This is a genomic window from Acidobacteriota bacterium (genome assembly GCA_022562055.1).
Taxonomy (GTDB): domain Bacteria; phylum Actinomycetota; class Acidimicrobiia; order Spongiisociales; family UBA5794; genus BMS3BBIN02.
In genome coordinates this window covers 1-21735 of record JADFQA010000026.1, presented here as the reverse complement: position 1 = coordinate 21735, position 21735 = coordinate 1, and the positions used below count along the sequence as shown (strand labels likewise).

Sequence of the window (21735 nt, the reverse complement as noted above, 5' to 3'; positions counted from 1 at the left end):
ACCCGGATGGAAATACAAGACCTTGCGCGAGCGATCGATGAAGTATGGATCGTCATCGCAGCGATACTGGTGATGTTCATGCAGGCGGGCTTTGCGCTCGTTGAGGCAGGCTTCACGCGGGCGAAAAACGCCGGTAACATCATCATGAAAAACGTGATGGACTTCTCGATCGGTGGCATCGTCTACTGGGCGGTCGGCTTCGGCCTGGCGTATGGCGGGACGAATGTCGGTGGATTCTTCGGTTGGGGCGATGGGTTCTTTTTCAACGACGTAAGCCGCTCGTCGGAATGGTTCTTCCAAGTCGTCTTTGCGGCAACAGCCGCAACCATCATGTCTGGCGCCATTGCCGGGCGGACCAAGTTCAAGGCGTACCTCATGATCACCCCGTTCATCACCGGACTCATCTACCCGGTCGTGACACACTGGGTGTGGACCGACGGAGGATGGCTTGCTGACCTAGGATTCGTTGACTTCGCCGGCTCAGGTGTCGTACACCTCCTCGGTGGTGTCGCCGCACTCGCCGGTGTCATTGTTGTGGGGCCCCGCATCGGAAAATTTGCCGAGGACGGCACACCGCAATCGATTCCTGGACACTCGCTCGTGTTAGGTGCTTTGGGTGTTCTCATCCTGTGGTTCGGCTGGTACGGCTTCAACGCCGGGTCGACTCTCGTTGCAGTCGGTGCAGACATTGCAACACCTGCGGTGACAACAACCCTCGCCGCGGGAGCGGGTGCACTATCCGCCATGTTCATGTCGTGGAAGATCCTCGGGCACCCTGATGTCGGCTTCACTCTCAACGGTGTGCTCGCAGGCCTTGTGAGCATCACCGCCGGTGCCAATAGTCTCAGCTTTGGCGTGTCGATACTGGTCGGTGCAATCGGCGCCGGCATCATGATCGGCGCGGTCCTGCTGCTTGAGAAGGTCCGCCTCGACGACCCGGTCGGTGCCATAGCCGTCCACGGAGCAGCCGGCATGTGGGGAGTACTCGCCGTCGGCATCTTCAACTCGCAGGTGTCGATCGCGCCACAGGTCATCGGAATTGCAGCGATTGTTACCTGGACGTTCATCACGAGCTTCGCAGTGTTCAAGCTGGTCGACCGTCTCGTAGGAGTCAGAGTATCTCGAGAAGAGGAACTGCACGGGCTCGATCTTTCGGAGCACCGGATCGATGTGTATCCCGAGTTCGTCTTCCAGGATGTCTAGTCGTCGAACGACTCCGGTCTGGACACGAAATAGTGGCCGGGCCGGAGTTATCGACCGGCCATTCATATCGCCGTCGACGACACATCCAACCATGGCCCCGCCGCCATTCATGAGCCGCGGGTAGCACTATTTTCGGAAAAACTGCGATTTCTCCCGAAACACGTGTAGTTTGGGCGCTTGCAAGGCGGCCGGAAAGGGCCCGGACCGCACCGAGACAGGAGTTCTTGTGAACAAAACGGAGATGGCGAGCAAGCTCGCTAAGAAGGCCGACCTCAGCTTGGCCAAGGCAGCAGAGGTAATCGATATCATTTTCAGCTCGGAATCGGGCAAGGGCATCATTGCGGTTGAGCTCGACGCTGACCGTGAGATCTCGATCGGTGGCTTCGGCAAGTTTTATACCAGCCGTAGCAAGGCCCGCTTAGGGCGTAATCCGGCCACCGGCGAAACAATCCAGATCGCGGCCAAGAAACATGCGAAGTTCCGTCCGGCGAAGGGTCTCAAGGATCGCGTAGCCGTCTAGGCGAAACGCTGAACCATCATGAAAAAGCCCCGCCATATGGCGGGGCTTTTTCGTGCGTCGACTGGACTGCGGTACTACCCGACGAGTTCTCTCATACGGAGCGATTGGAACCGCAATACCCGGATGATGGTCGCCAGTCCCTGCAAGAAGGACAGCAGGTAAATGGCTACGCCAAGACGACGGATTGCCTCAAGTCGAATCGACCAGAGTTCGGCGTCTTCAAGGCTCATGCTGTCACCAACCTGGCCGGCGACGATGAAGTGCCCGATGACACCCCCGATTAGGAGCATCATGCCCATCGCCATCAGGCCAATGAAGGCTTTGCCTTCAATCGGCATCTTGAGGGTTTTCGCCGCGCTTCCGCTGGCTAGCTGAATCGATGCGCCACCCGTTCGGAATGCACCCAGTATGCGGGCAATCGCAAATGCGATGGCCGAGAATACTGCGGTGAATCCAATGAACATGAAGGCAGTTGCCAGGTGGGCGAGTTGAGAAATCTTCTCAGGGTCGGTTGCATCAGCCACTTCGCTTGTCTTGGCGAGATGCAGCCCAAATCCGATTACGAATCCCATCAAACCCATAAAGAACATGGGCAGCCAGAGCTTGTTCCCCAGCTTTTGAGGAAGATTCAGGTCTGGTTGGACCTTCGACTCCTCGGTGTCGAATGATGAAGTAAGTGTTGCGGCCATTGTGTTTCTCCTTTAGATAATGTGACGAACCGGGGTGGTCGCAATCACGTACCGGCAATAATTCCCTTGATTCGGCTGAACTGGAATCCGAGCACGTTCGCAATGGTCGCGAGAGCGAGCACAATGCCGCTCAGCAGGAACGCAAGGCTCAGCTCGCGTGTTGGGCCGAGCCAAGCAGTCGCGGTAGCGATCTGGCCAGGATCGGTCGATGTGGTTACGACGATGTAGAACACGAACTGCACAATGCCGAGCATGAGCCCCATCATCATGAGTCCGACGAACGCCTTGGCGGTCACGGGCATCTTCAGAGTCACAACTGGTAGCCCAAGTGCTTTCTGAACCTCGGCGCCGCCGCTTCGCAGATTGGCAAGGATCGAGCCCAAGAGGAAGCTGATTCCTGAAAGAAGCAATGCTTCACCGAGGAACTGCAATCCTTGAGTCCAGGCAGCCGCATCGAACGCTGCTCCCGGGTCGGTTGCCACGTCTGAAGACCACACAAACGACATGACGGTGCCTGCTATGAGCACCATGTATCCCATCGCGAGCATCGGTGCCCACATTGTCTTTGCCATCTTGTGGATAGGCAGAGGCTCCGGGATATCGGCCGTCACCGTGGCCACCCCATGGGCGGTTTCGGTATCGCTGCCAACTCGATAGCTGTCTTCGCCTCCGGATTTCAGTTTTGGAAGGGTTTCCTTGATCGATTCGAGTCGGAACCAAATCCGAATCAGAATGCCAACTAACACGATTGCGATTCCGAACTTCACCGTGCCGAATGCAAGGGTCGTAAGCCCAAACGACCATGCCAGTGTTTCCCTTGCTGAGACAACATCTCCGTCTTGGAGAGAGCTGACTGCAACAAAGTTAGCCACGAAGGCGATCATGGCAATCATGACCCCCACGACACCAACGATAAGGCCCACCTTCGTGTGCGGGATCTCGGTGCTAGCCGAACTGCCTTTCTCAGGCGTAACAAGCGCATCGAACGCCATTATGTCCTCCTTTATAGGGTGCTTCACATCGTAAAACGATTCAACGCTATGGTTATTCACGAACTGTCGGAACCCCGACACTCGGGGTCCATAACACAGATCGAGAACTACGCATGGCGTGCGCGCAATAAACACTGAAGTTGCCGACCGACAGCATCTTGATTGGCTGGCCAGGAGCTTTGGACGAGCTGACTACTCGCCTCTGCACCCCAACGATATAGAGATGCTTGATCGCGTGGCGATCAAGCTGAAGAAGTTTGATCGCAGCCATTTGTTCCGCGAGGGCGAAGAAGCAATCGCCGCCTACGTTGTCGTGAAAGGGACGGTCGAGTTATACCGCGGATCTGGCGCAGGCCGCAGAGTTGTGACCCGCGTCCTTCCGGGGGGCGTCATTGGAGACATTGCACTCTTTAGCAATGAGCCATACATCTCATCAGCCCAGGCGGCCGGACCCGTTGAACTCTTGCGTTTTGATCGAGAGCCGCTGCTGGCCGAACTGGCACGCCACCCGGCGCTTTGCCTGCGCTGGCTTGTGGCCGGTCTTCGCCAACTTGAACGAACCCAACGTCGGGTCCTTCGGCTGATGCACAGAACCGTCAAGGCCCGTGTGGCCGACCTGATTGTCGACGAGGGTGAAGAGGTCAAGTTGTCGCAAGCGACCATCGCGGCGCTCATGGGGGTGAGCCGCCAGGCGGTGAACGAGGCAATTTCGGACCTGCGCGAAGCCGGACTCATTACCACCGGTTACCGCCGCATAACACCGGTCGACGTTCCGGGGCTTCAGCGACTCGCCAACGCCGACCACACCTGACCCGCCCCGAGGTCACAGCTCGGCGGATTTCGTACGAGCTAGCACGCAAAACAGAAAACAGTTGGTGCCTTCTTCAAAACGCCGATTCGGACCGGCGCTGCGAGGTTCTCTGAAAGCTAGAGGTACCACCTGCGGTGCGGACTTGTCTCTGTCGAGACGCCCGGATCGCCAAGACAACGCCTCCGTCGGAGGCCTCCAAAAACGTGTTGAGTGAAGCTCGGCCGCTGCAATACTCAACGGATGAACCGGACGGCGACAATTGTTGGATGCGGAGTGAACGGCCTCACTGCGGGCGCGCTTCTCGCCCAGCGCGGCTGGGTAGTGAACTTGTACGAGGCGACCAGCACGATTGGAGGTGCCGGCCGCACTGTCGACCTTGGAAGACCGGGATTCGTGCACGACGTAGGGGCGTCAGTGGTGCCGATGGCTGTCCTCTCCCCAGCGTTCTCGGACCTCGGGGTGAATGGTCAAGTCGAGTACCTCAACCCAATCGTCGCGGTTGCACATCCTCGCGACAACGCACCCGCGGTCGGCTTGGCTCCAGATACGGGCCTTGTCGGCCTCGATGATGCGTTGTGGGATCGATGGCTAGCGTCCTCAGCCACCCACGTCGATGCGACAACTCGGATCGCGTTTTCCGCGCCATTTCCAGCGATGCGGGACCTGCCCCGTGCCGTATCCTTTGCGTTCCGAGCTCTTCGGCGAGCCGACCTGCGCGCCAGACGATTCGACACCGACGAGGCCGGCCTGTTGTTTGCAGGGATAGCGGCCCACGCCGTTGCGCCCTTCACCGTCCGCGGCGTGACTGGAGTGGGCCTCATCCTGGCAGCCGCTGCTCGAACGGTCGGGTGGCCGGTTGTCAGCGGTGGAACCCAGTCTGTCATCGACGCACTTGAGCGGATCGTCGTTGGCAGCGGTGGGACCATCCATGTGGACACACGTATCACAAGCATCTCAGATCTCGTACCATCGTCAGCGATCCTGTTGGCGACATCCGGCCCCGCGGCCGGGAGGATTGCCGGCGACACCCTATTTCCGTCTGTCAGTAGGCGTCTAGCAAAGTCGAAACGCGGCCCCGGGATATTCAAGCTCGACTGGGCTCTTGATGGCGCAATCCCGTGGTCAGATCCAATCTGCGCTGCCTCAGCGACGGTGCACCTCGGCGGTACCGTTGCTGAGATCGAGGCGAGCGAGCTGGCAATGTGGAACGGAAGGGTATCCGATCAACCGTTTGTGATCTTGACGCAACCGAGCGTTGTTGACCCTACACGTGCCCCGGCGGGGAAACACACAGCGTGGGCATACGCACACGTGCCAAACGGATGGGCGAGCGATGTGACCGAGGCGATCGAGAGTCAGGTTGAACGATTCGCCCCAGGTTTCTCCAAATTGATACTACGTCGGACAGTGTCGTCACCAGCGGAACTGGAACGCTCGAACGCGAATCTTGTCGGTGGCGACCTCGGGATGGGACAGTTCGGCGTCAGCGCTGTCATTCGGCGACCACGTCTCATCCGCCACCCACATCGCATCGGGAAAGGCGTCTACTTAGCATCAGCAGCCGCGACGCCGGGCCCAGGATTCCATGGAATGCCCGGGTACCGAGCGGCCCTCACCGCAATACATGACAATCGCTTATCAAGCGGTTAGGACGGGTTCTGCCACCGTTTCGGACGTTCGACCAAGCGACCAAATCCGAGTTCGTCACAAAGCTTGGTGAAGTGCTCCAGATGGGCACCCTTCCACTCAAGGTCCTCAAGGGTCTCGAGTATCGGCACATCGTATCTGAGCTTTGCGAGAAATCTGTACAGCACCGCATCACCCATGTTTTCACGAAGTGTGAGACAAAGCTTCTCCGCGCCGCGCACCTTCACCGCCCAACGTGACGCCTCAAGTGGAATATTCTCCAACGTCTTGTAGCAGCCCAGGATGATGGACGACGATTTTGCCCCCCAACCTCGCAGACCCGGAATCGCGTCGGCCGTGTCTCCCACGAGGGCCAAGTAGTCGGGGATCGACTTGGGGTCGACACCGAACTTCTCGACAACTCCCGCGGCGTCCATGAAGATCTCTCGGCGACGGTCGTACCCAACTACCTTCGGATCCCAATAGAGCTGCGCCATGTCCTTGTCCGGAGTACACACGACGACCTGCTCAACATCGGGAGCCCAGCGCGCCGCAGCCGTCGCCAACGCATCGTCGGCTTCGAATTCGTACATCGACCAGACAACAACACCGATTGATTTCAATGCCCGCTCAGCGAGTGCGAACTGCGCCAGGAGATCTTCGTCAATCCCCTCGCCGTCCTTGTACCCGGGAAACACGTCGTTTCTGAAGGAACGAATCACGGAGTCGAAAGCCGCCCCAAGGTGCGTGACGCCTGCGGTGTCGAGAAGCGACAGCGTCGAGGCAATGATCCCGTAGGTGGCGCCAACCTCTCGGCCGTCGGGCGCCTTGCGCGACGGCGCACCAAAGTGAGAACGAAACAGCTCGTAGGTGCCGTCGAGGAGGTGCAGCTTCATGCCCACAATCGTACCGCCGGCGACAGTTGGGCGCCGCGAGGGCTACGGTTGAGGTATGCACGCACCAACACGGCGCATGATCACGGGCACGGCCGCGATGAAAAGCGCCGCTTTCTCGAATGAATGGTCGCTTGAGTCCGCTGGCCAAACGATTGCGACAATGCGACGCTACCCACGCCAGTTCGTGACCGACGTGTCGACAATCGACGGTGATCGCTGGCTTCTCGAACCCGACGGTGAAGGTGTCGTCAACCTTGTCACGAGTGATGACCCGCGGCTCGCTTGGATCACGAGAAGGTCGCTGTTCGGACGGCGTTGGAATATCTCCAGCCCGATGTTTTCGTACGAGCTGATCTCGCACCCACGGCCTCGCAGGTGGCACATCAACGTCGGTAGTACGCCGATCGCGGAGATCCGAGGATCCTTGGTTTCGTACAACACGGTGACGGTCGAATCGAATCTCGGTGTCCCCCTCGCCGCTGTCATTCTCGCCTGGAATGTCATAGCTCGCCCGTGGGAAGTGGCCGCCCGCCCCCGCGGGATCCGTGCGGTCCCCGATCCGGAGCCAACCCCACGTTCGTGACAGACGCCCGTCAAAATCCCTGTTCTGGCGTCCAATCGTGCCGTATCCGGCACGATTGGACGCCAGAACAGGGAGCTGGGGGGTCTGTGAGCGACTACTCTTTCCGCCGCGGGCCTGTAGCTCAATCGGTAGAGCAGCGGACTTTTAATCCGGAGGTCGTGGGTTCGATTCCCACCGGGCCCACGAAAGAAGGTCTGTCTCCCCGTGGCTTTCGAGTCTCTGCCGAGCCTCGACACCACTACCCACCTCTCCTCCCTCCGATTTCGCGTCCCCGGGCACGGTTGCTCCACAACTTCAGTGTGGAATAAGGCAAGTCGTACCGTGTGGTTCAGGTATGCCTCTCGCCCATCGTGTGCGTTTGGAACCGCGGCCCAGCGTTGCTGGACGGTCACGCCCCTTTCGCCTCCTCCGTCGGCGACGGGTCGCTTTGAAAATCCTCCAGATTCTCAGGCAAGGCTCCCCACCTTTCAGTACCGGTATTTCGCACTCGGCCGATATGCCGCGATCGAGCCGAGCATGTTGATGAGACCTGCATTGAGGAGCAGATCAACCAGTTGGTTGGAGTCTGTCGGCCATGAAGATCTGAACGGGTCCATCGATCAGGCTGTACGGCGGCGGCCAGACACCAAGTCGGATGCCGGGTGTATCGATCACGATGAAGGGGATCGCCGTGGTCACGTCGTCCGGGGCCACACGTATTCAGGCCGTTCCATCCTTAGAACTCCACAACGCGGGGACGTAACCAGCGCCGGCTCGGGCAGCGTCAAAGTCACTGCCCGATACCCAGATTGAGCCGTCGATAGCCGCCCGCTGGAACGGCGGCACCCGCCAGACCGACACGGAAAGCTCCCTCCGAGGAGCGCGTACTACCGTACCGGCTGACATCACGGGTGGGCCATGTTCCTGATCACAGCGTTTTACAAATTTGTTGATTTCTCTGATTTCGGAGATTTCCAGGATGCACTTCGCCGCGTCTGCGAAGACAACCGGGTTCTTGGCACGATCTTGCTCGCTGACGAGGGCATCAACGGGACGATCGCTGGGCCTGACGTGGGTATCGACGCGGTCATGAATTTCATCCGAGCAGACCGCCGTTTTGCTGACATACAAGAGAAGCGCTCAACGGCGGAGGAACCGCCATTTCTCAGGCTCAAGGTTCGCCTCAAGGACGAGATCGTCTCCCTCGGTGTCGGCGCGGTCAACTCGGTTGGTAACTCGGGTATCCGTGTCCCACCATCAGAGTGGAACGAGCTGATAAACGACCCAAACGTTGTTGTGATCGATACCCGCAACGACTACGAATTCGCCATTGGCACCTTCACCGACGCGCTCAACCCTGCAACGGACTCCTTCCGGGACTTCCCCACCTGGGTGGCCGAGACGCCCCAGCTCACGGACAAACCGGCGGTAGCCATGTTTTGTACCGGCGGGATCCGATGTGAGAAAGCTACGGCCTGGATGAAAGATCAAGGCTTCGAGCAGGTGTACCAACTCGATGGCGGGATCCTGAAATATCTTGAATCGACGCCTGCGGAGAACTCGACGTGGAGCGGTGAGTGTTATGTCTTCGACCGACGGGTATCTGTAGGGCATGGTCTCATCCCTGGAGACAACGATCAGTGCCCAAGCTGCAACAGCGTGGTTACACCACAAGATCGAGACGACCCGCGTTACGCCGTGGGTGTGACCTGCCCGGCGTGTTTCGACACCATCACGGACAACCGCAAGAGTCGTTTCGCTGAACGACAGAAGCAGATCAAACTCGCCGAATCTCGTGGCGAACACCACCTTGCCCGATGACGCGCCATCTTCACGCAACTTGGAGTCCGGTAGCCGGCGCGTCACGTTCGAACCCACCTGGGCGAGTCCATCCAATGAGCCGACAGTCTGTTCGTATGAACAGTGACCAGATCGCCGCACACGTCCTCGTCCTAGAAGAGCGCCTGCTCGACTCGGACACGCGATCGTCGGCACCGGTGCTTGCAACGCCTGCTCGCAGACGACTTCACCGAATTCGGCGCCTCAGGCCGGGTGTGGACCAAACAGGAGACCATTGCCCACCTCGTCGCATCGACAGAGACTTCGCAAGCCACTCGAACCGTCAGCAACTTCGAGACCAACGAGCTGGCCGACGGCCTCATTCTGGTGACCTACCGCTGTCGGCACTCATCGCCGGACTTCGACACAGACTCGTACACGGTACGAAGTTCGATCTGGCGGAGCAAAGGCGAGACCTGGCAGATGGTGTTCCATCAGGGCACACCGATACCCCAATGAGACGATGGCCAATGTAGGGCGCCACCGCATCGCGCAGGACGGATCCTCTGCCGGCTCTGGGACTCCTTTGCGGGTCTTAGGTACCACGATGGTGTTCCCGCTGCTGGCTTTGTTATCCCTGGTGCTGTCTGCCTGCGTTTTGTCGAACTCCAGCAAGGACAACGGATATCCATCTCTTCCACTGCTACCCCTCCCCGAGTTCAGCGCAGAAGTCCAGCAGGCTTCCGCCGAGCTTGCAGTAATGAGCGGCGACAGCAACATTGCGGTGGTGGCACCGCTGATATCACCGCTGATCGCTTCCCCGTCGGTGTCTGTCATGAGCAAGGCGACGGTGCCTGTATTTCCCAGCAATGGCACGTATGTCTACCGCCTCGGGGGCAAACAAGCGGGTGCGAACGGATCAGGCGCGACGGTGGTCCTCGAGCTCACGGTCGGCAAATTTCCGCCGGAAGCGGAATCGATCAACGCCGCCTCATACGAGGACATTAGATTTCGGCTCGAACCGGTACTTGCCCCGATCAACCTTGAACCAGACGGTTCCGCTCCCATTTATCGAAAAGACACAGCTTCCACCATGACCCTCGCGTTCAACGGCGACTTCTACTTTGTCGCACTGACGGTGACGGATACCTGCGGCTCTGCCTCCGACGCCAGACTCGTCGGAGGCGGAAACTGTTTCTCGTGGGACGAGCTGCAGATGTTCCTTGACACACTCGCCGTGATCGATCGTGACTCACTGACAGAGGCAACTGCTCCCGATCCAGGTTTCTGACACCCAGCACTCCACGAGACCGGGCGAAATGCGACCTCGTCAGATGGCGTCCGCCGAACAGCTACAGGCTCCAGCGCACGAGTTGGCTTTGCACCGCGTCGTACCTGCCGGCTCCCACAAGCAATGCCACCGCAACGAGAAATCCAATGCCCATGTACCGCAACCGTGGCCCGGCGGTGCGCTTCTTCAGACCGGGCAGATAGTCGACAACCGCCGCCCCGACGAGGGCAATCAGCAACACGGCGAGGACGTATGCGATGAGTGGAACCAATGCCGGCCACGGATCGCGCACCCCGCCGGTAAGGACAGTGCCGAAATGTTCACCCACACAGGGTGTCCACGTCAACCCGGCAAACACACCGATGAGACCAGCGCCACCGAGTCGAACAACGTGTCCACCGCGCCACAACGCCGCAACACCACCACCAACTATCGCAATCTGCACGAACCGTCCGGTCGCCCAACCGTTCCATCCGGCAACGGTCAGCCACGCTCCAAAACCAGCAGCGACACCGAACACCACAATGCCCTGTAATCGGCCACCCGCGCGAACACCGAGGACCGTGCCGAACGCAGGGATGAGAAGACCGAGAGAGCACGCCAGCACCACAGACTGGGCACCCTCGACGACAAGTCCGAAACTCACACGTCTTCCTCAAGCAGGTACGCAACGGTGGCTGACAGGTCGTCGTAGGCACCCTCGCCGATGTGGTCCCAACGGATCCTGCCCTGCTTGTCGAGAACAAACTTTCTCGGCCAGAACGCCCGGCCCTTCTGCCATGCCCGGAAGTTCTTCTTGTTGGTATCAAGGGCGATAGGCCAGACAACACCAAGATCGATGAGTGCTTGCTTGATGTTGTCGACGTCGGCCTCGTATGAGAATTCGGGTGCGTGGACACCGACGATCTCGAGACCATTGTCACGGTAGGTCTCGTACAACTTCTGTAGATGTGGAATGGTGCGTTTGCAGTTGATACATCCAAACGTCCAAAAATCAACTACTACAACCTTGCCCCGCAGCTCTTCGAGCGACGTGAAGTCTGACTGCAACCAACCTTCCAAATCAACGAGCCCCAAATTGGTCTCGCTGAGAACGGGTGGCGCGCCGACCCGGCTAGGAACCACGTCTTCGGTGGTCGACGGTGATGCCTCATCGACTGGTGTATCTGCAACATCGCCGGATTCCTGTGGAGAATCTGTCACACTCGGAGCCGCGGCGTCGGACTGCAACGACCCACCAGAAGTCGAAGCCGCGGATGACGTTGACTCGACAACCGATCCTCCACCACACGCAGTGACAACCAGAGCAAAGGCGACGACACCAACAAGCAATCTCATACCGAAGTACCTCCGCACCAAGCATCGCAGAGCCCCACGGCAATGTCCCGTGAACAAACACGAAACATTGCCACCGAACGCGACTGCGCTAGCCGGTTGGGCGCACCTGCTCGATGAGCGCTTCGACGGACCCACGCAGGGCGCCGTTGGTGACGATGAGGCCCGGCATTAGAGGGTCGGGGTTGTTGAAAGTGACGGGTTCAAACATCGGCCCGGTGACCGATCCGCCGGCGGCGCGGACGAGGGCGACACCACCGGCGACGTCCCATTCGTTCTTTGGCACAAGGGTCCAGGTTGCGTCGGCAAGCCCAGCAGCGACGCAAGCGATCTTGTACGCGACCGAACCCATGGTTCTGACCGCTATCGACGTCTCAAGAAAAGGTTCCCACTCTCGACGTTTCATCTCAGAACGAGAAGCGAGCACCAGGGCGCCGGCGATCGAAGTTCGTGTCGTCGGTCTCACCGCGACACCGTTCAGAGTTACACCATCATCGATCGAACCGACGATACGGTGGCCGGCACCAGGGTTGAGAACCCCACCGGCCACCGCCACGCCGTGCACAACAAGCGCGATCGAGACACACCACTCGGGGATACCAAGCACGAACTCACGGGTACCGTCGATCGGGTCGACAATCCATGTTCTTTCGCAAGACAGTCGACCAGGACTGTCGGCGGTTTCTTCTGACAACCAACCTTCACCGACACGGGGCAGTGTCTCACGCAAGACCTTGTCCACGGCGAGGTCCGCGGCGGTGAGAGGATCATCACCGGACTTCATCTGCGCCTCGACCGCACCCGGTGTAAAGGCCTCTAGGACAGCTTCTGCTCGATCAAGAGCTGCTTCGATACGCTCAAGGTCGTCCGTGTTGGTGACCCGAGCCATGAGCTATGCGCCCTTGTTGAGGTAACCCTCGGCAACGAGATACTGGACGATCGTTTCCGCCGCCTCATCCGCCGAAACCTCAGTTGTCTGCACGACAACCTCGGCGTCGGTAGGCACCTCGTACGGATCGGAAATTCCCGTGAATTCCTTGATGATACCGGCGCGCGCCTTGGCGTAGAGACCCTTACGATCTCGCTGCTCACAGACCTCTAGCGGCGTCGCGACGTGGACAAGCATATAACCGCCGACGGCTGAGATCGCCTCACGGTTCGCCGCCCGCGGGCCGGCATAAGGAGCAATCGGTGCGCACACGGCTATACCGCCGGCCTTCGTGATCTCAGAGGCAACGTAGCCAATGCGAATGATGTTTGTGTCGCGATCCTCCTTCGAGAACCCGAGGCCCTTCGAGAGATTCCGCCGAACGATGTCGCCATCGAGCAGCGTCAAAGAACGGCCGCCACGCTCAAGAAGTTTCACCATGAGAGCGTTCGCAATGGTCGACTTACCAGAGCCAGACAGACCGGTGAAGAAGACAGTGAAACCTTGGTCGATACGGGCCCGGCTGGTCTTACGGAGCTCACTAACGACCTCCGGATATGTGAACCACTCCGGAATCTCAGACCCGTCGGCGAGCATCTGACGAAGCTCCGTGCCCGAGATTGAAAGGAAATCTGTTCCGTCAGGCACCTCGTCGATGGGCATGTACGTGTCATGGTCAGGCACGAACACCATCAACTTGAACGGAACCAGCTTCACCCCCATCTCCTCCTCAAGGGAGATCACGAGTTCTTGCGCCTCGTACGGCCCATAGAACGCTTTGCCTTTCGAGTCCGACCCGGGACCGGCGTGATCACGTCCGACAATGAAATGGTTCACGCCGTAGTTCTTGCGGATGAGGGCGTGCCACACGGCCTCGCGGGGGCCACCCATCCTCATAGCAAGTCCCAACAGCGAGACGCTTGCGGAGCCTGGGGAGTACCGTGACATCAGCGCCTTGTAGACACGGACCCTGGTGTAATGGTCAACGTCACCGGACTTGGTCATGCCCACAACCGGGTGGATCAGAAGGTGGGCGCCGGTTTCCTCGGCCGCACGCATCGTGAGTTCCACATGTGCGCGATGCATCGGGTTGCGCGTCTGGAAGGCGACAACATCGGTGACACCAGCCGCGGTGAACTGCGCCCGCAACTCCGCCGGCGTGGTCCGAAGGTCGTTGAAATCGTAGTGAGTTGGGCGTTGCAGGCCCTCGACGGTTCCCCCAACGTAGTGAGAGTTGCCGATGTTCTTCAGGTACGCGACCGCTGGGTGTTCAACATTGGTCGTCCCGAAGACCTTCTGTGCCTCGTCGTCGAGGTCTGGCTGCCACACGTCGCTGACAGTGATGACCGCAAGCATGACGCCTTCGGGGTCGCGCAGCGCAACTTTCTCTCCGGCGGTGACCGTCTCGGCAAACTCAGCGGTGACGTCGAGCGTTATCGGCATTGGCCACAGGGTGCCGTCGACGAGCCGCATGTCGTCTCGAACGGACTCGTAGTCAGCCTTTGCGAGGAATCCGGTGAGCGGCGAGAACGCTCCGCTTATGAGCAACTCGATATCGTTCATCTGGCGCGGGGTGAGATCCCAAGACTTGTAACTGCGAGATGCCTCTCTGAGCTCGGCCGCTCTTGTTTCATCGACGATGAGATCAATGAGCGTTCCGCCGTGAGGTGTTATCAAATCGTCAGACACAGTGGCTCCTCGCCAGTCAGTAAGGGTTGGTGTAAATCCAGAAAAACAGAATTGAGACGACCGTCCCGGACGCCTGCCGTCGATACAGAACAGTATCGGTCTGCGAGATGGTATCGGTGAAGCACAATTCGCAGAAATCGGGGGGTAAATGGCTGCGCGCGCCAGGACTAGTCCCGCCCTGTTTTGAAGCCTGCAAAGCGAAAACCCGCCGGACTGGCCGGACGGGTTCTCGCTTTGCTAGGCAGCGCTTCTGAGATCGACTACTTCAGGGGTGCGGGTAGGATTCGACGAAGTCGAGCACGTTCTGACGATCCATCCTGAACACACCACAGTGTACGGGGAACCCGGGAAGTTGTTGGTGCAGTGACCGGCCGTCAAGACGATCGTCGGCGAAAGTAGCGTGCCGCTGCACCGAAATGCCGGGGCGCTGTCGACTTCCATAAGGACGAGCACCACCTCGGGGTGGTCGTCTCCGGCCAGTTCCCCGTCCGTGATTGCTGACGCTGGGGCAATCATCACAATCAGCAGCGATAGAGCCATGACAAGCATGGCAAAACGCGAGAATCGTTTCATTCTCGCTCCATTTTATTTGGCGTCCGCGAACCCCAATCTCAAGGCCGCGCAGCCGCAGACGCATGAGGCCTTAGTGAGATGGCAGTCAGCGCAATGCAACCGGCGCTAGCGCGCGAACGCCATGAGATGGAAGGCACGGCCACCGGGGCGGTGCGCCGAACATGGACGGTGGCGGTACCTGTCGGGTGCTATTTGTCGGTCATCGATGCGCGGAGATTGCGCATCGATTCGAGCACAGACTCGCCCTGGTCGCCGATCCTCGGTAGTTTTGCGGAGTTGCGTTCGTAGCGGCTTCTACCGCGTACAAACGGTGTCGCGACGAGTTCGTCGGTCTCTGCATCCACTGGAGAATCTGGTACATCTTCGCGAGTTTCAGACGTGATCAGCATCTCGCTGACGACCGTGTCGGTAGCTGGTGTCGGATCGTGGGTTCGATCCTGGAGCTGTCCGACCTTCGCCTCAAGCGCAGTATTCGCCTGTGCAAATGCATCGCGCTCACCTTGCACATCCGCGACTGCGGCTTTCATGTCAAGAATGTGTGAATCCAGCGCCGCTACCACTTGGTCGTGTTCGCTCGCTGCTTTTTCGAGCGACTCGGTGAGGACCGCTTGCGTCTGCTCGGATTGTTTGAGCAAGTCAGCGAGGGCTGCCTCCCTCTCCCCCGCAGCGGCAACAGCCGAGGCGGCCCGCTCATTCTCCTCGACGAGCTTGGCGGCGTTCTCTTCAAGTTCTATACGTTGGGTCGCCAGAGCGTCGCGCTCGTCGAGCTCGGCCGCGGCATGGCCTGCCTTGTCGCGATCGGTTACTGCCTCGGTGGCGCGACCGTTAGCCAGATCGACGGCCTCAGACATTGCCGTGACCTCGGTCCGGAGGTCGTCGAGTGCAGCGGTTAGCTCAACAATTTCAGTCTCTGCAGCGTTCAGCTTGCCGGCCGAATCTAAGGCCTCGACCAGTTCAGCTCGGACAGCCTCGAGCGATTCGCTGTCCGCAAGGGCCGCGGCAAGGTGTCCCTCTAGGTCAGCATTGCGTTCCTCTGTGGCGAGAACCGCAGCGGATCTTTCTTCGACGCCTGCGCGCAGATGGTCTTCCGTCGCGTCAGCATCGTCGGGCCCTGGTGCGGCAGCGAGCTTTGCTTCGAGCGTCTCGATCTTGCTTCGGGCTGCAACGAGTGCGGCTGCGGGATCGGTGTCGTAGGCAAGGTCTCTCATCGCTGCGACAGCCGTTGTCCGATCCCCTTGCTTGCGTGCCAGTTCTCGCACAGTCTTTGCCTCGTCTCGCGCACGTTGGAGAATCGACTCGGCCTCCTCCTGCGCTTGGGACACAATTGTTGCCCCGTGGCTGCGTGCCTCACTCAGGTCTTCGACGCTCTCCGCCTCGCTTGCGTCACGCAATAGATCATTGAGTTCCTGGCCCTTTCGGTGGGCGGTTTCCTCTGCCTTGTCAGCGCGGGCGCGCTCGGCGATGAGGTCCGCGCGAGACTTCGCCAGTTCCCCTGCAATTGTCTCAACATCACCATCGGATACCGTCGCGGCGAACCGAGCGGCGTCTTCTCGGATTCTCGCTGCCTCAGCATGAGCATCCGCAATGACCTCAGCCGATGTTTCACCACCAACAGTTCCCCGGCCGGCACGAGAGGCCGCGAGATTCTTTTCGGCCTCCTGAACAAGCTCGGCTGCACGCTCCTGGGCCTGGGATTCGACTTTCTCCGCCCGCCGACGGGCCTTGTCGAGAATTCGGTCTTTCGCATCAAACACCGAGTACAGGGCATTGTCCATCGTCTTGGACTCCGCGGCCTTCATCGATTCGAGCTGCCGCTCAAGGTCCCGAATGCGCGCTGAGGCGTCGTGCGTGTGCCGCTCCAGGTCCGTAAAGGCGACTTCGACTTCGACAAGAAATGCCCGTACTTCCTTCTTCGCATATCCGCGTCTGGCAACGGAAAACGTTGCCTTGTCGATCGAGGAGGAGAATTGTGATGAGTCGTTCACTAGTCCACTATCGGTCCGGACGACGAATTTCTGAAGGGTGCGCCAGCCCCATTTCGAGCGTCAACCAACACACTAGTTCCGACGTGCCACTAGCGACGAAAGACGATCGAATACCGCCTCGCGCAAGCTCAGAGTCCCATCTGGCCCGGCGTGGGACCGCCTTGGTCAATGGCCCCTACACACTGGCGATAATATCTGGTGAAAGATCAACAAAACCAGCGAAGTATTGTTTGCGTTCTTGTTTGAGTTTCGACACGAGCGAGTCGTATTCCTCCAAACGCATCTGGCGTTCGTAGAGTCGGCGGGGTTGCAGTAATTCGTCATCGGGGAAACCCGCAAGGTTGATGGCAACCCAGTACCCAAAGTCAGGATCTTCCTCCCACTCGATCGAACCGGACACGATGCCTTCAACGACGGCAGAGCTATGAGCGATTTTGACCTTTTTCGAACGCTCGTCGTCTTCGGACCCACCGATGCGACCGGTGTTCATGAGATACACGGCGAGGTCGGGCATGGTGTCGAGTAGGTCAAGCAGCCGGTTGCCTTGCCATGCATTGTTGTTGAAGAAGAACGGATTCGTCCCCGGTATGCGCAGATTGAAACCTGCCTCGGCCTTCCCACCGGCCGACGTTCCCTTGGTCTCTCCAAACATGAAGTAGGCCGCCGCTTGCTTCCGTTTGAGACGGGCGACGGCGGGGATGATGGTGTCGTTGCGGTTGAGCAGAAAGAGGAAGTTCGCGCTCGGCAAATCGCGGGGGTCGCGGTGGCGGATGTTGGCGAGCGGAAAGGTCGAACGACCATTTGCCGTGTACGAATCGTTGAAAAAATCTACGGTGCCATCTGGTTCGGTGTGGGTGTTTTCCAACCAGGCATCGGCGTGTGTGGTACCTCCATGGATAGTAGGTTCGTCGGCAGGGTCGAGACCGATGGTCTTTGCGAAGCAACCGTTCTCCGACGCGTAGACCGTGCCACCAGGCATGAGCGCCATGAAATCGTCCTGCACAGGAAGTGAGTCGAGCTGTTGGCGAAACGTGGTTGTCGTCTTGCCGGTGCCCGAAAGACCCAATATGAGCGCAACTTTCTCCTCGCCGTCTACGTCTGGGAAAGATTTGAGACCTGAGTGCAGGGCAAGGCCACCGCGGTGGTAGACAAGATGATTCCACATCCTGAGGCCTCCCATTTTCGACTCTCCGAAGTAGTCCGATCCAAAGACTCGAGTCACGTAGTTGTCAAGATTGACGGTGATAAGGCAGTCGTCAGGCATGCCGGGAGCTTGGAGACCCGGTGTGTAAATCACAGTGAATTCGGGTTTCCAGTCAGCATCCTTGGGGAAATACAACTGCTGCTGCATGGCTGGAATGTTGGCGCTCGTGCGCTCCATGAATAGCTGGCACCCCGTGCGAAAATCGGGATCGGGACCGATGTATCCCTCAATAAGGATCATGTCCTTGTCGGCAATGTAGGAGTCCTGTTTCGCCGCCCATTCGGCGGCGTCCTCTGTGCTCATCCGATTCTGGAAATTTTCTTCGTCCGCAACAAAGAACGTCGAGCCGGCAAGGCGGGCGGTCACCTCAGCCTGGTAACTAAGGTTGCCAAACTCGGTTTCGATCACACGAGGCATGTGCTCTAGCACCCACCGCCGCATCTCGGCTTGCGACGGGTTTACCGCGATTGATTTCGCGAGCGGTAGTTCAAAAGCCATCGTTGGCGCTCCTCCTGCCTGGTAAGGCACAGGCGTTGCCACATCTTGCGGCAAGGCCGCGTTTCGCTACACAATCCGACAATGGGATTCGGAGCTCTGGCCGACCGCGGTCCGCGATCGGCGTAGTCACCGAATAACCCCATTATGGCGACCACTCATCTGGTTATGCCACTCAGCCGAGACCAATGTGGCCAACTAATTCCTCAGCGACAACTTTGGCGGTTTCCTCAGCCACCTCAAGCGTTTCGGCACTTGCCACCGCCAAATCTACATAGATCTTCAGCTTCGGCTCGGTGCCGCTGGGCCGAACCAGGACCCGACCACGATTTCCAAGCGACAGCTCGATGAGGTTCGACGACGGCAGATATCGAGGCCGCTGATCCGCACCGGTCATGAAATCCTCGGACCCGACGACAGCGATGCCGCCGACCTCTCGGGGTGTTGACCGACGCAACTGGTCCATGGCTGCGGCAATTACTTCCGCCCCGTCGGCGCCGGGGCGCTTTACGGAGCGCTGCACCGACACCCACCGCCCGTATGTCTCACCCAGAGTCACAAGGTAAGAGTGAAGAGTTTCGCCGGTCGCCTTGAGACGAGCGACCAAGTCAACCATGACAACCGCGGCGGACAATCCATCCTTGTCGCGGACCGCTGGCCCGACCGAGTATCCGAGCGCTTCCTCATATCCGAAGAGAAACGGCGACCCTTTGAGGCTGCCGATGTCGAGGGCCGCGTTCCAGATCCACTTGAAACCGGTGAGGGTTGTGTGCAATTGCGTGCCGCGTTTTTTAGCGATTGTGCGCAAGAGGGGCGATGATACGATCGACATGCCGACAAACGGATTCCTGATCTGCCGGTGGCTGAGCAAATATTCGCCCAGAATCCACCCAATCTGGTTACCGGTCAGAGGTGTCCAGCGTGCGCCGTCGTGTATTGCGACCGCCAGCCGATCGGCGTCAGGATCGTTCGCCAACGCCACGTCTGCGCTGCACGTTTCAGCGAGCGCAAGCAGGAGATCCATCGCACCGGGTTCTTCAGGATTTGGAAATGGAAGTGTCGGGAATCTGCCGTCGGGCTCAAACTGCTCGGCAACGACGTGAACGTCGGAATAGCCGAAATGTCGCAGTGCCTTCACAATGAAGGCACCACCGACACCGTGCATTGCAGAGTATGCAATGGTGACGTCGGGCGCGGCGTCCAAGGGAGTGCGAATGTCGGCGAGGTCGTTTAGGTAGTCGTCGAATATCGACATCGGGGCCACAGAGATGCCCGCGTGATCGAGGTCCGCAATTTCGATCTGGTTGGCCGGTGGAGCGGCATCGGCAGCGTCTGCGATCAGCCGATCGACGGGCTGCACGATCTGCGCACCGTTGCTGTCGAACACCTTGTATCCGTTGTCCTGCGGGGGATTGTGGCTTGCCGTAACCACGATTGCGGCCCGCGCCCCGTAGGCGAGGGCGGCGTAAGCAACGAGCGGCGTCGGCACAAACTCGTCGAACATCACGACGGGCAGGCCGGCGGCTGCGAGCACACCAACCGTGTCTTCAACGAATTGTCTACTCGACAGACGGGCGTCGTAGCCGACGACAACCGGCGCGTCGGAATTGTCCCCATCTCGGCCAATGAGATAGTCGGCGAGACCTCTCGTGACACGGATGACGGTCGCCCGGTTCATCCGATTCGAACCCGCTTCGACGCGTCCGCGCAGCCCTGCGGTTCCGAACGTGATCGTTCCGTCCATCCGTTCGGCGATTTCTGCAACCGCGCCCGCGTCGATCAGACTCTGCATTTCGGCACGGGTTACGGGATCAGGGTCGCCGTCGATCCACGCTCTGGCGCTAGCGAGAACTGCGTCGGCAGGGACTATTGTCATTTGTCAAGAGCACGACGCAGGAACGCAGCCATCTGTTCACGAGTCACAATGTTGTCGGGACAGAACTGGTCGTTTGTCGGCGGGTTACAACCCTTGGTGATCCCCGCCGCAGCAAGCTTTGCTATGTCAAGTTCGAAGATGGAGCCGTCGTCATCGTTAAACTTGTTGCCGCCGCCATCATCGGTGAGCCCAAGCGCCCTGACCAAAAACGCAGCCATCTGCGCACGGGTGACCTTGTCGTTGGGACAGAACTGGTTGTTTGTCGGCGGGTTACAACCCTTGGTGATCCCCGCAGCGGCGAGCTTCGCAATATCAAGTTCGAAGATGGAGCCGTCGTCGTCAGTGAATTTGTTTCCGCCGCCATCATCGGTGAGTCCGAGCGCCCTGACCAAGAACGCAGCCATCTGCTCACGGGTCACCTGGTCCGTCGGGCAGAACTGGTCGTTCGCTGGCGGGTTACAGCCCTTAGTGATCCCTTCGTTTGCGAGCCAGACAATGTCGCTTGCGAATATCGAACCATTGAGATCGCCCAGAACCCTGAAGATCACACCGATCACCGGACTGGTTTCACCGGCGTCGGTCACGATCACGGAAACGAAGTAGTTGCCGCCACCGGTTGGAGTGAAACTGAAGGTCGATGCGGTCCCGGCTGCCACAGGAAATCCGGTTGGGGAAACGGCAACCCAGGCGTAGGTGGGGGATGCGACAGGTCCGTTCAGGGTCGCCACAAACGTCGATGCGAGGTTTTCGCCGCCCACCTCGGGGCCTGCCACCGTCACGCTCAGCGTATCGTTGTCGGTGATGTTCACCGTGACGCTGAGCACGGCGATACCGTTGTACTCGGGGTCACCCGATATGACCGTATGGCTGATCGTCACTGAATGATCACCCTCGGCGACCGAGTCATCAACACCAGTCACCGTGAAGTTCTGCGGCGTCTCCCAGTTCAGTGTTGTAAATGTACGCGACACCGTCACCGTCGCCTCATCCGTATCAGTCGACGTTGCAGTCACCGTCACCGACGCCGTCGGCTCAGAATCCAACACCACCGAATACGTATCCGTCGTCCCCGACTCCGACACCGAAGTCGGCGAACCCGTCACCGTCACACCAACCGCATCACCGAAGTCAGTCGTCGTATTCAACACCGAAGCCACACCAATATCGCTATACGCCGGATCATCCGACGTCGCAACATGCGTGATATCGAACGTCTGGGGACCATCAACAATCGCATCATCAACACCAGTGACCGGGAACGCCTGCGTCGTCACCCAGTTC

The 21735-nt window shown here is 59.2% G+C and carries 21 protein-coding genes and 1 tRNA gene; 9 read left to right on the top strand and 13 right to left on the bottom strand.

All coding sequences use genetic code 11. The features are described from left to right. The first annotated feature begins 6 nt into the window (after nt 1-6). Nucleotides 7-1203, top strand: coding sequence for an ammonium transporter (gene amt / locus IIC71_10120; GenBank protein MCH7669532.1), 1197 nt, complete (start codon nt 7-9; stop codon nt 1201-1203). Between the two features lie 241 nt (nt 1204-1444). Next, complete coding sequence (locus IIC71_10115; protein ID MCH7669531.1) at nt 1445-1723, top strand: HU family DNA-binding protein; 279 nt, start codon at nt 1445-1447, stop codon at nt 1721-1723. Nucleotides 1724-1797: 74 nt separating this feature from the next. On the opposite strand, the gene IIC71_10110 is transcribed toward IIC71_10115, so the two are convergent. Together IIC71_10110 and IIC71_10105 are read right to left on the bottom strand one after the other, a co-directional pair. After that, on the bottom strand, nt 1798-2412 hold the full coding sequence (locus tag IIC71_10110) for a hypothetical protein (GenBank protein MCH7669530.1): 615 nt from the start codon (nt 2410-2412) through the stop codon (nt 1798-1800). A 44-nt stretch (nt 2413-2456) separates the two neighbouring features. Further along, a complete protein-coding gene (locus tag IIC71_10105) occupies nt 2457-3404 on the bottom strand; it encodes a hypothetical protein (GenBank protein MCH7669529.1) in 948 nt (315 codons plus the stop codon). 223 nt (nt 3405-3627) lie between these two features. Between IIC71_10105 and IIC71_10100 the strand changes: the two genes are divergently transcribed. Next, nucleotides 3628-4215: a Crp/Fnr family transcriptional regulator gene (locus IIC71_10100; GenBank protein MCH7669528.1), complete on the top strand. Its 588-nt coding sequence runs from the start codon at nt 3628-3630 to the stop codon at nt 4213-4215. Between the two features lie 240 nt (nt 4216-4455). After that, entirely contained in the window at nt 4456-5865 is a 1410-nt protein-coding gene (locus IIC71_10095) for an NAD(P)/FAD-dependent oxidoreductase (GenBank protein ID MCH7669527.1), read from the top strand. Here the strand turns inward: IIC71_10095 and IIC71_10090 are convergent. Further along, entirely contained in the window at nt 5862-6737 is an 876-nt protein-coding gene (locus IIC71_10090; GenBank protein MCH7669526.1) for a flap endonuclease, read from the bottom strand. The two genes, IIC71_10095 and IIC71_10090, sit on opposite strands and share 4 nt — an antisense overlap. Before the next feature lie 55 nt (nt 6738-6792). Here IIC71_10090 and IIC71_10085 point away from each other — a divergent pair, with 55 nt between their 5' ends. Then, nucleotides 6793-7320 carry a hypothetical protein gene (locus tag IIC71_10085; GenBank protein ID MCH7669525.1) on the top strand — a complete coding sequence of 176 codons (528 nt, stop codon included), beginning with the start codon at nt 6793-6795 and terminating at the stop codon, nt 7318-7320. 110 nt (nt 7321-7430) lie between these two features. Beyond that, a tRNA-Lys gene (locus IIC71_10080) sits at nt 7431-7503 on the top strand. 516 nt (nt 7504-8019) lie between these two features. Here the strand turns inward: IIC71_10080 and IIC71_10075 are convergent. After that, nucleotides 8020-8160 (bottom strand): hypothetical protein, encoded by a 141-nt coding sequence (locus IIC71_10075; protein MCH7669524.1) that lies wholly within the window; start codon nt 8158-8160, stop codon nt 8020-8022. Between the two features lie 57 nt (nt 8161-8217). On the opposite strand from IIC71_10075, the gene IIC71_10070 reads away from it, so the two are divergent. The 3 genes from IIC71_10070 (at nt 8218) to IIC71_10060 (ending at nt 10369) form a co-directional block, all read left to right on the top strand. Then, entirely contained in the window at nt 8218-9120 is a 903-nt protein-coding gene (locus tag IIC71_10070; GenBank protein ID MCH7669523.1) for a rhodanese-related sulfurtransferase, read from the top strand. Between the two features lie 180 nt (nt 9121-9300). Then, the gene (locus IIC71_10065) at nt 9301-9597 is read left to right on the top strand and encodes a DUF4440 domain-containing protein (GenBank protein ID MCH7669522.1); all 297 of its coding nucleotides are present in this window, start codon (nt 9301-9303) and stop codon (nt 9595-9597) included. 4 nt (nt 9598-9601) lie between these two features. Beyond that, nucleotides 9602-10369, top strand: coding sequence for a hypothetical protein (locus IIC71_10060; protein ID MCH7669521.1), 768 nt, complete (start codon nt 9602-9604; stop codon nt 10367-10369). Nucleotides 10370-10430: 61 nt separating this feature from the next. On the opposite strand, the gene IIC71_10055 is transcribed toward IIC71_10060, so the two are convergent. The 9 genes from IIC71_10055 to IIC71_10015 all read right to left on the bottom strand — a co-directional run. Further along, nucleotides 10431-11015, bottom strand: a complete 585-nt coding sequence (locus IIC71_10055) for a hypothetical protein (GenBank protein MCH7669520.1) — start codon at nt 11013-11015, stop codon at nt 10431-10433. Then, the gene (locus IIC71_10050) at nt 11012-11707 is read right to left on the bottom strand and encodes a redoxin domain-containing protein (protein MCH7669519.1); all 696 of its coding nucleotides are present in this window, start codon (nt 11705-11707) and stop codon (nt 11012-11014) included. The genes IIC71_10055 and IIC71_10050 overlap by 4 nt, the downstream gene beginning before the upstream one ends. Nucleotides 11708-11795: 88 nt before the next feature. Then, nucleotides 11796-12593: a 3'(2'),5'-bisphosphate nucleotidase CysQ gene (locus tag IIC71_10045; GenBank protein MCH7669518.1), complete on the bottom strand. Its 798-nt coding sequence runs from the start codon at nt 12591-12593 to the stop codon at nt 11796-11798. Nucleotides 12594-12596: 3 nt separating this feature from the next. Beyond that, complete coding sequence (locus IIC71_10040; protein MCH7669517.1) at nt 12597-14321, bottom strand: bifunctional sulfate adenylyltransferase/adenylylsulfate kinase; 1725 nt, start codon at nt 14319-14321, stop codon at nt 12597-12599. Nucleotides 14322-14558: 237 nt separating this feature from the next. Then, nucleotides 14559-14894, bottom strand: coding sequence for a trypsin-like serine protease (locus tag IIC71_10035; GenBank protein ID MCH7669516.1), 336 nt, complete (start codon nt 14892-14894; stop codon nt 14559-14561). Between the two features lie 188 nt (nt 14895-15082). Next, nucleotides 15083-16879, bottom strand: coding sequence for a DivIVA domain-containing protein (locus IIC71_10030; protein ID MCH7669515.1), 1797 nt, complete (start codon nt 16877-16879; stop codon nt 15083-15085). 175 nt (nt 16880-17054) lie between these two features. Then, a complete protein-coding gene (locus IIC71_10025; GenBank protein MCH7669514.1) occupies nt 17055-18581 on the bottom strand; it encodes a phosphoenolpyruvate carboxykinase in 1527 nt (508 codons plus the stop codon). A gap of 172 nt (nt 18582-18753) precedes the next feature. Then, a complete protein-coding gene (locus IIC71_10020) occupies nt 18754-20454 on the bottom strand; it encodes a phospho-sugar mutase (protein MCH7669513.1) in 1701 nt (566 codons plus the stop codon). After that, nucleotides 20451-21735, bottom strand: a 1285-nt coding sequence (locus IIC71_10015) for an S-layer homology domain-containing protein (protein MCH7669512.1), incomplete at its 5' end; no start/stop codon positions are given. The genes IIC71_10015 and IIC71_10020, both read right to left, overlap by 4 nt.

Excerpts from the sequence above, each read along its gene's own strand:
- amt (MCH7669532.1), top strand. The coding sequence starts at position 7 with ATGGAAATACAAGACCTTGCGCGAGCGATCGATGAAGTATGGATCGTC.
- IIC71_10115 (MCH7669531.1), top strand. The coding sequence starts at position 1,445 with ATGGCGAGCAAGCTCGCTAAGAAGGCCGACCTCAGCTTGGCCAAGGCA.
- IIC71_10110 (MCH7669530.1), bottom strand. The coding sequence starts at position 2,412 with ATGGCCGCAACACTTACTTCATCATTCGACACCGAGGAGTCGAAGGTC.
- IIC71_10105 (MCH7669529.1), bottom strand. The coding sequence starts at position 3,404 with ATGGCGTTCGATGCGCTTGTTACGCCTGAGAAAGGCAGTTCGGCTAGC.
- IIC71_10100 (MCH7669528.1), top strand. The coding sequence starts at position 3,628 with ATGCTTGATCGCGTGGCGATCAAGCTGAAGAAGTTTGATCGCAGCCAT.
- IIC71_10095 (MCH7669527.1), top strand. The coding sequence starts at position 4,456 with ATGAACCGGACGGCGACAATTGTTGGATGCGGAGTGAACGGCCTCACT.
- IIC71_10090 (MCH7669526.1), bottom strand. The coding sequence starts at position 6,737 with ATGAAGCTGCACCTCCTCGACGGCACCTACGAGCTGTTTCGTTCTCAC.
- IIC71_10085 (MCH7669525.1), top strand. The coding sequence starts at position 6,793 with ATGCACGCACCAACACGGCGCATGATCACGGGCACGGCCGCGATGAAA.
- IIC71_10070 (MCH7669523.1), top strand. The coding sequence starts at position 8,218 with ATGTTCCTGATCACAGCGTTTTACAAATTTGTTGATTTCTCTGATTTC.
- IIC71_10060 (MCH7669521.1), top strand. The coding sequence starts at position 9,602 with ATGGCCAATGTAGGGCGCCACCGCATCGCGCAGGACGGATCCTCTGCC.
- IIC71_10050 (MCH7669519.1), bottom strand. The coding sequence starts at position 11,707 with ATGAGATTGCTTGTTGGTGTCGTCGCCTTTGCTCTGGTTGTCACTGCG.
- IIC71_10045 (MCH7669518.1), bottom strand. The coding sequence starts at position 12,593 with ATGGCTCGGGTCACCAACACGGACGACCTTGAGCGTATCGAAGCAGCT.
- IIC71_10035 (MCH7669516.1), bottom strand. The coding sequence starts at position 14,894 with ATGAAACGATTCTCGCGTTTTGCCATGCTTGTCATGGCTCTATCGCTG.
- IIC71_10025 (MCH7669514.1), bottom strand. The coding sequence starts at position 18,581 with ATGGCTTTTGAACTACCGCTCGCGAAATCAATCGCGGTAAACCCGTCG.
- IIC71_10020 (MCH7669513.1), bottom strand. The coding sequence starts at position 20,454 with ATGACAATAGTCCCTGCCGACGCAGTTCTCGCTAGCGCCAGAGCGTGG.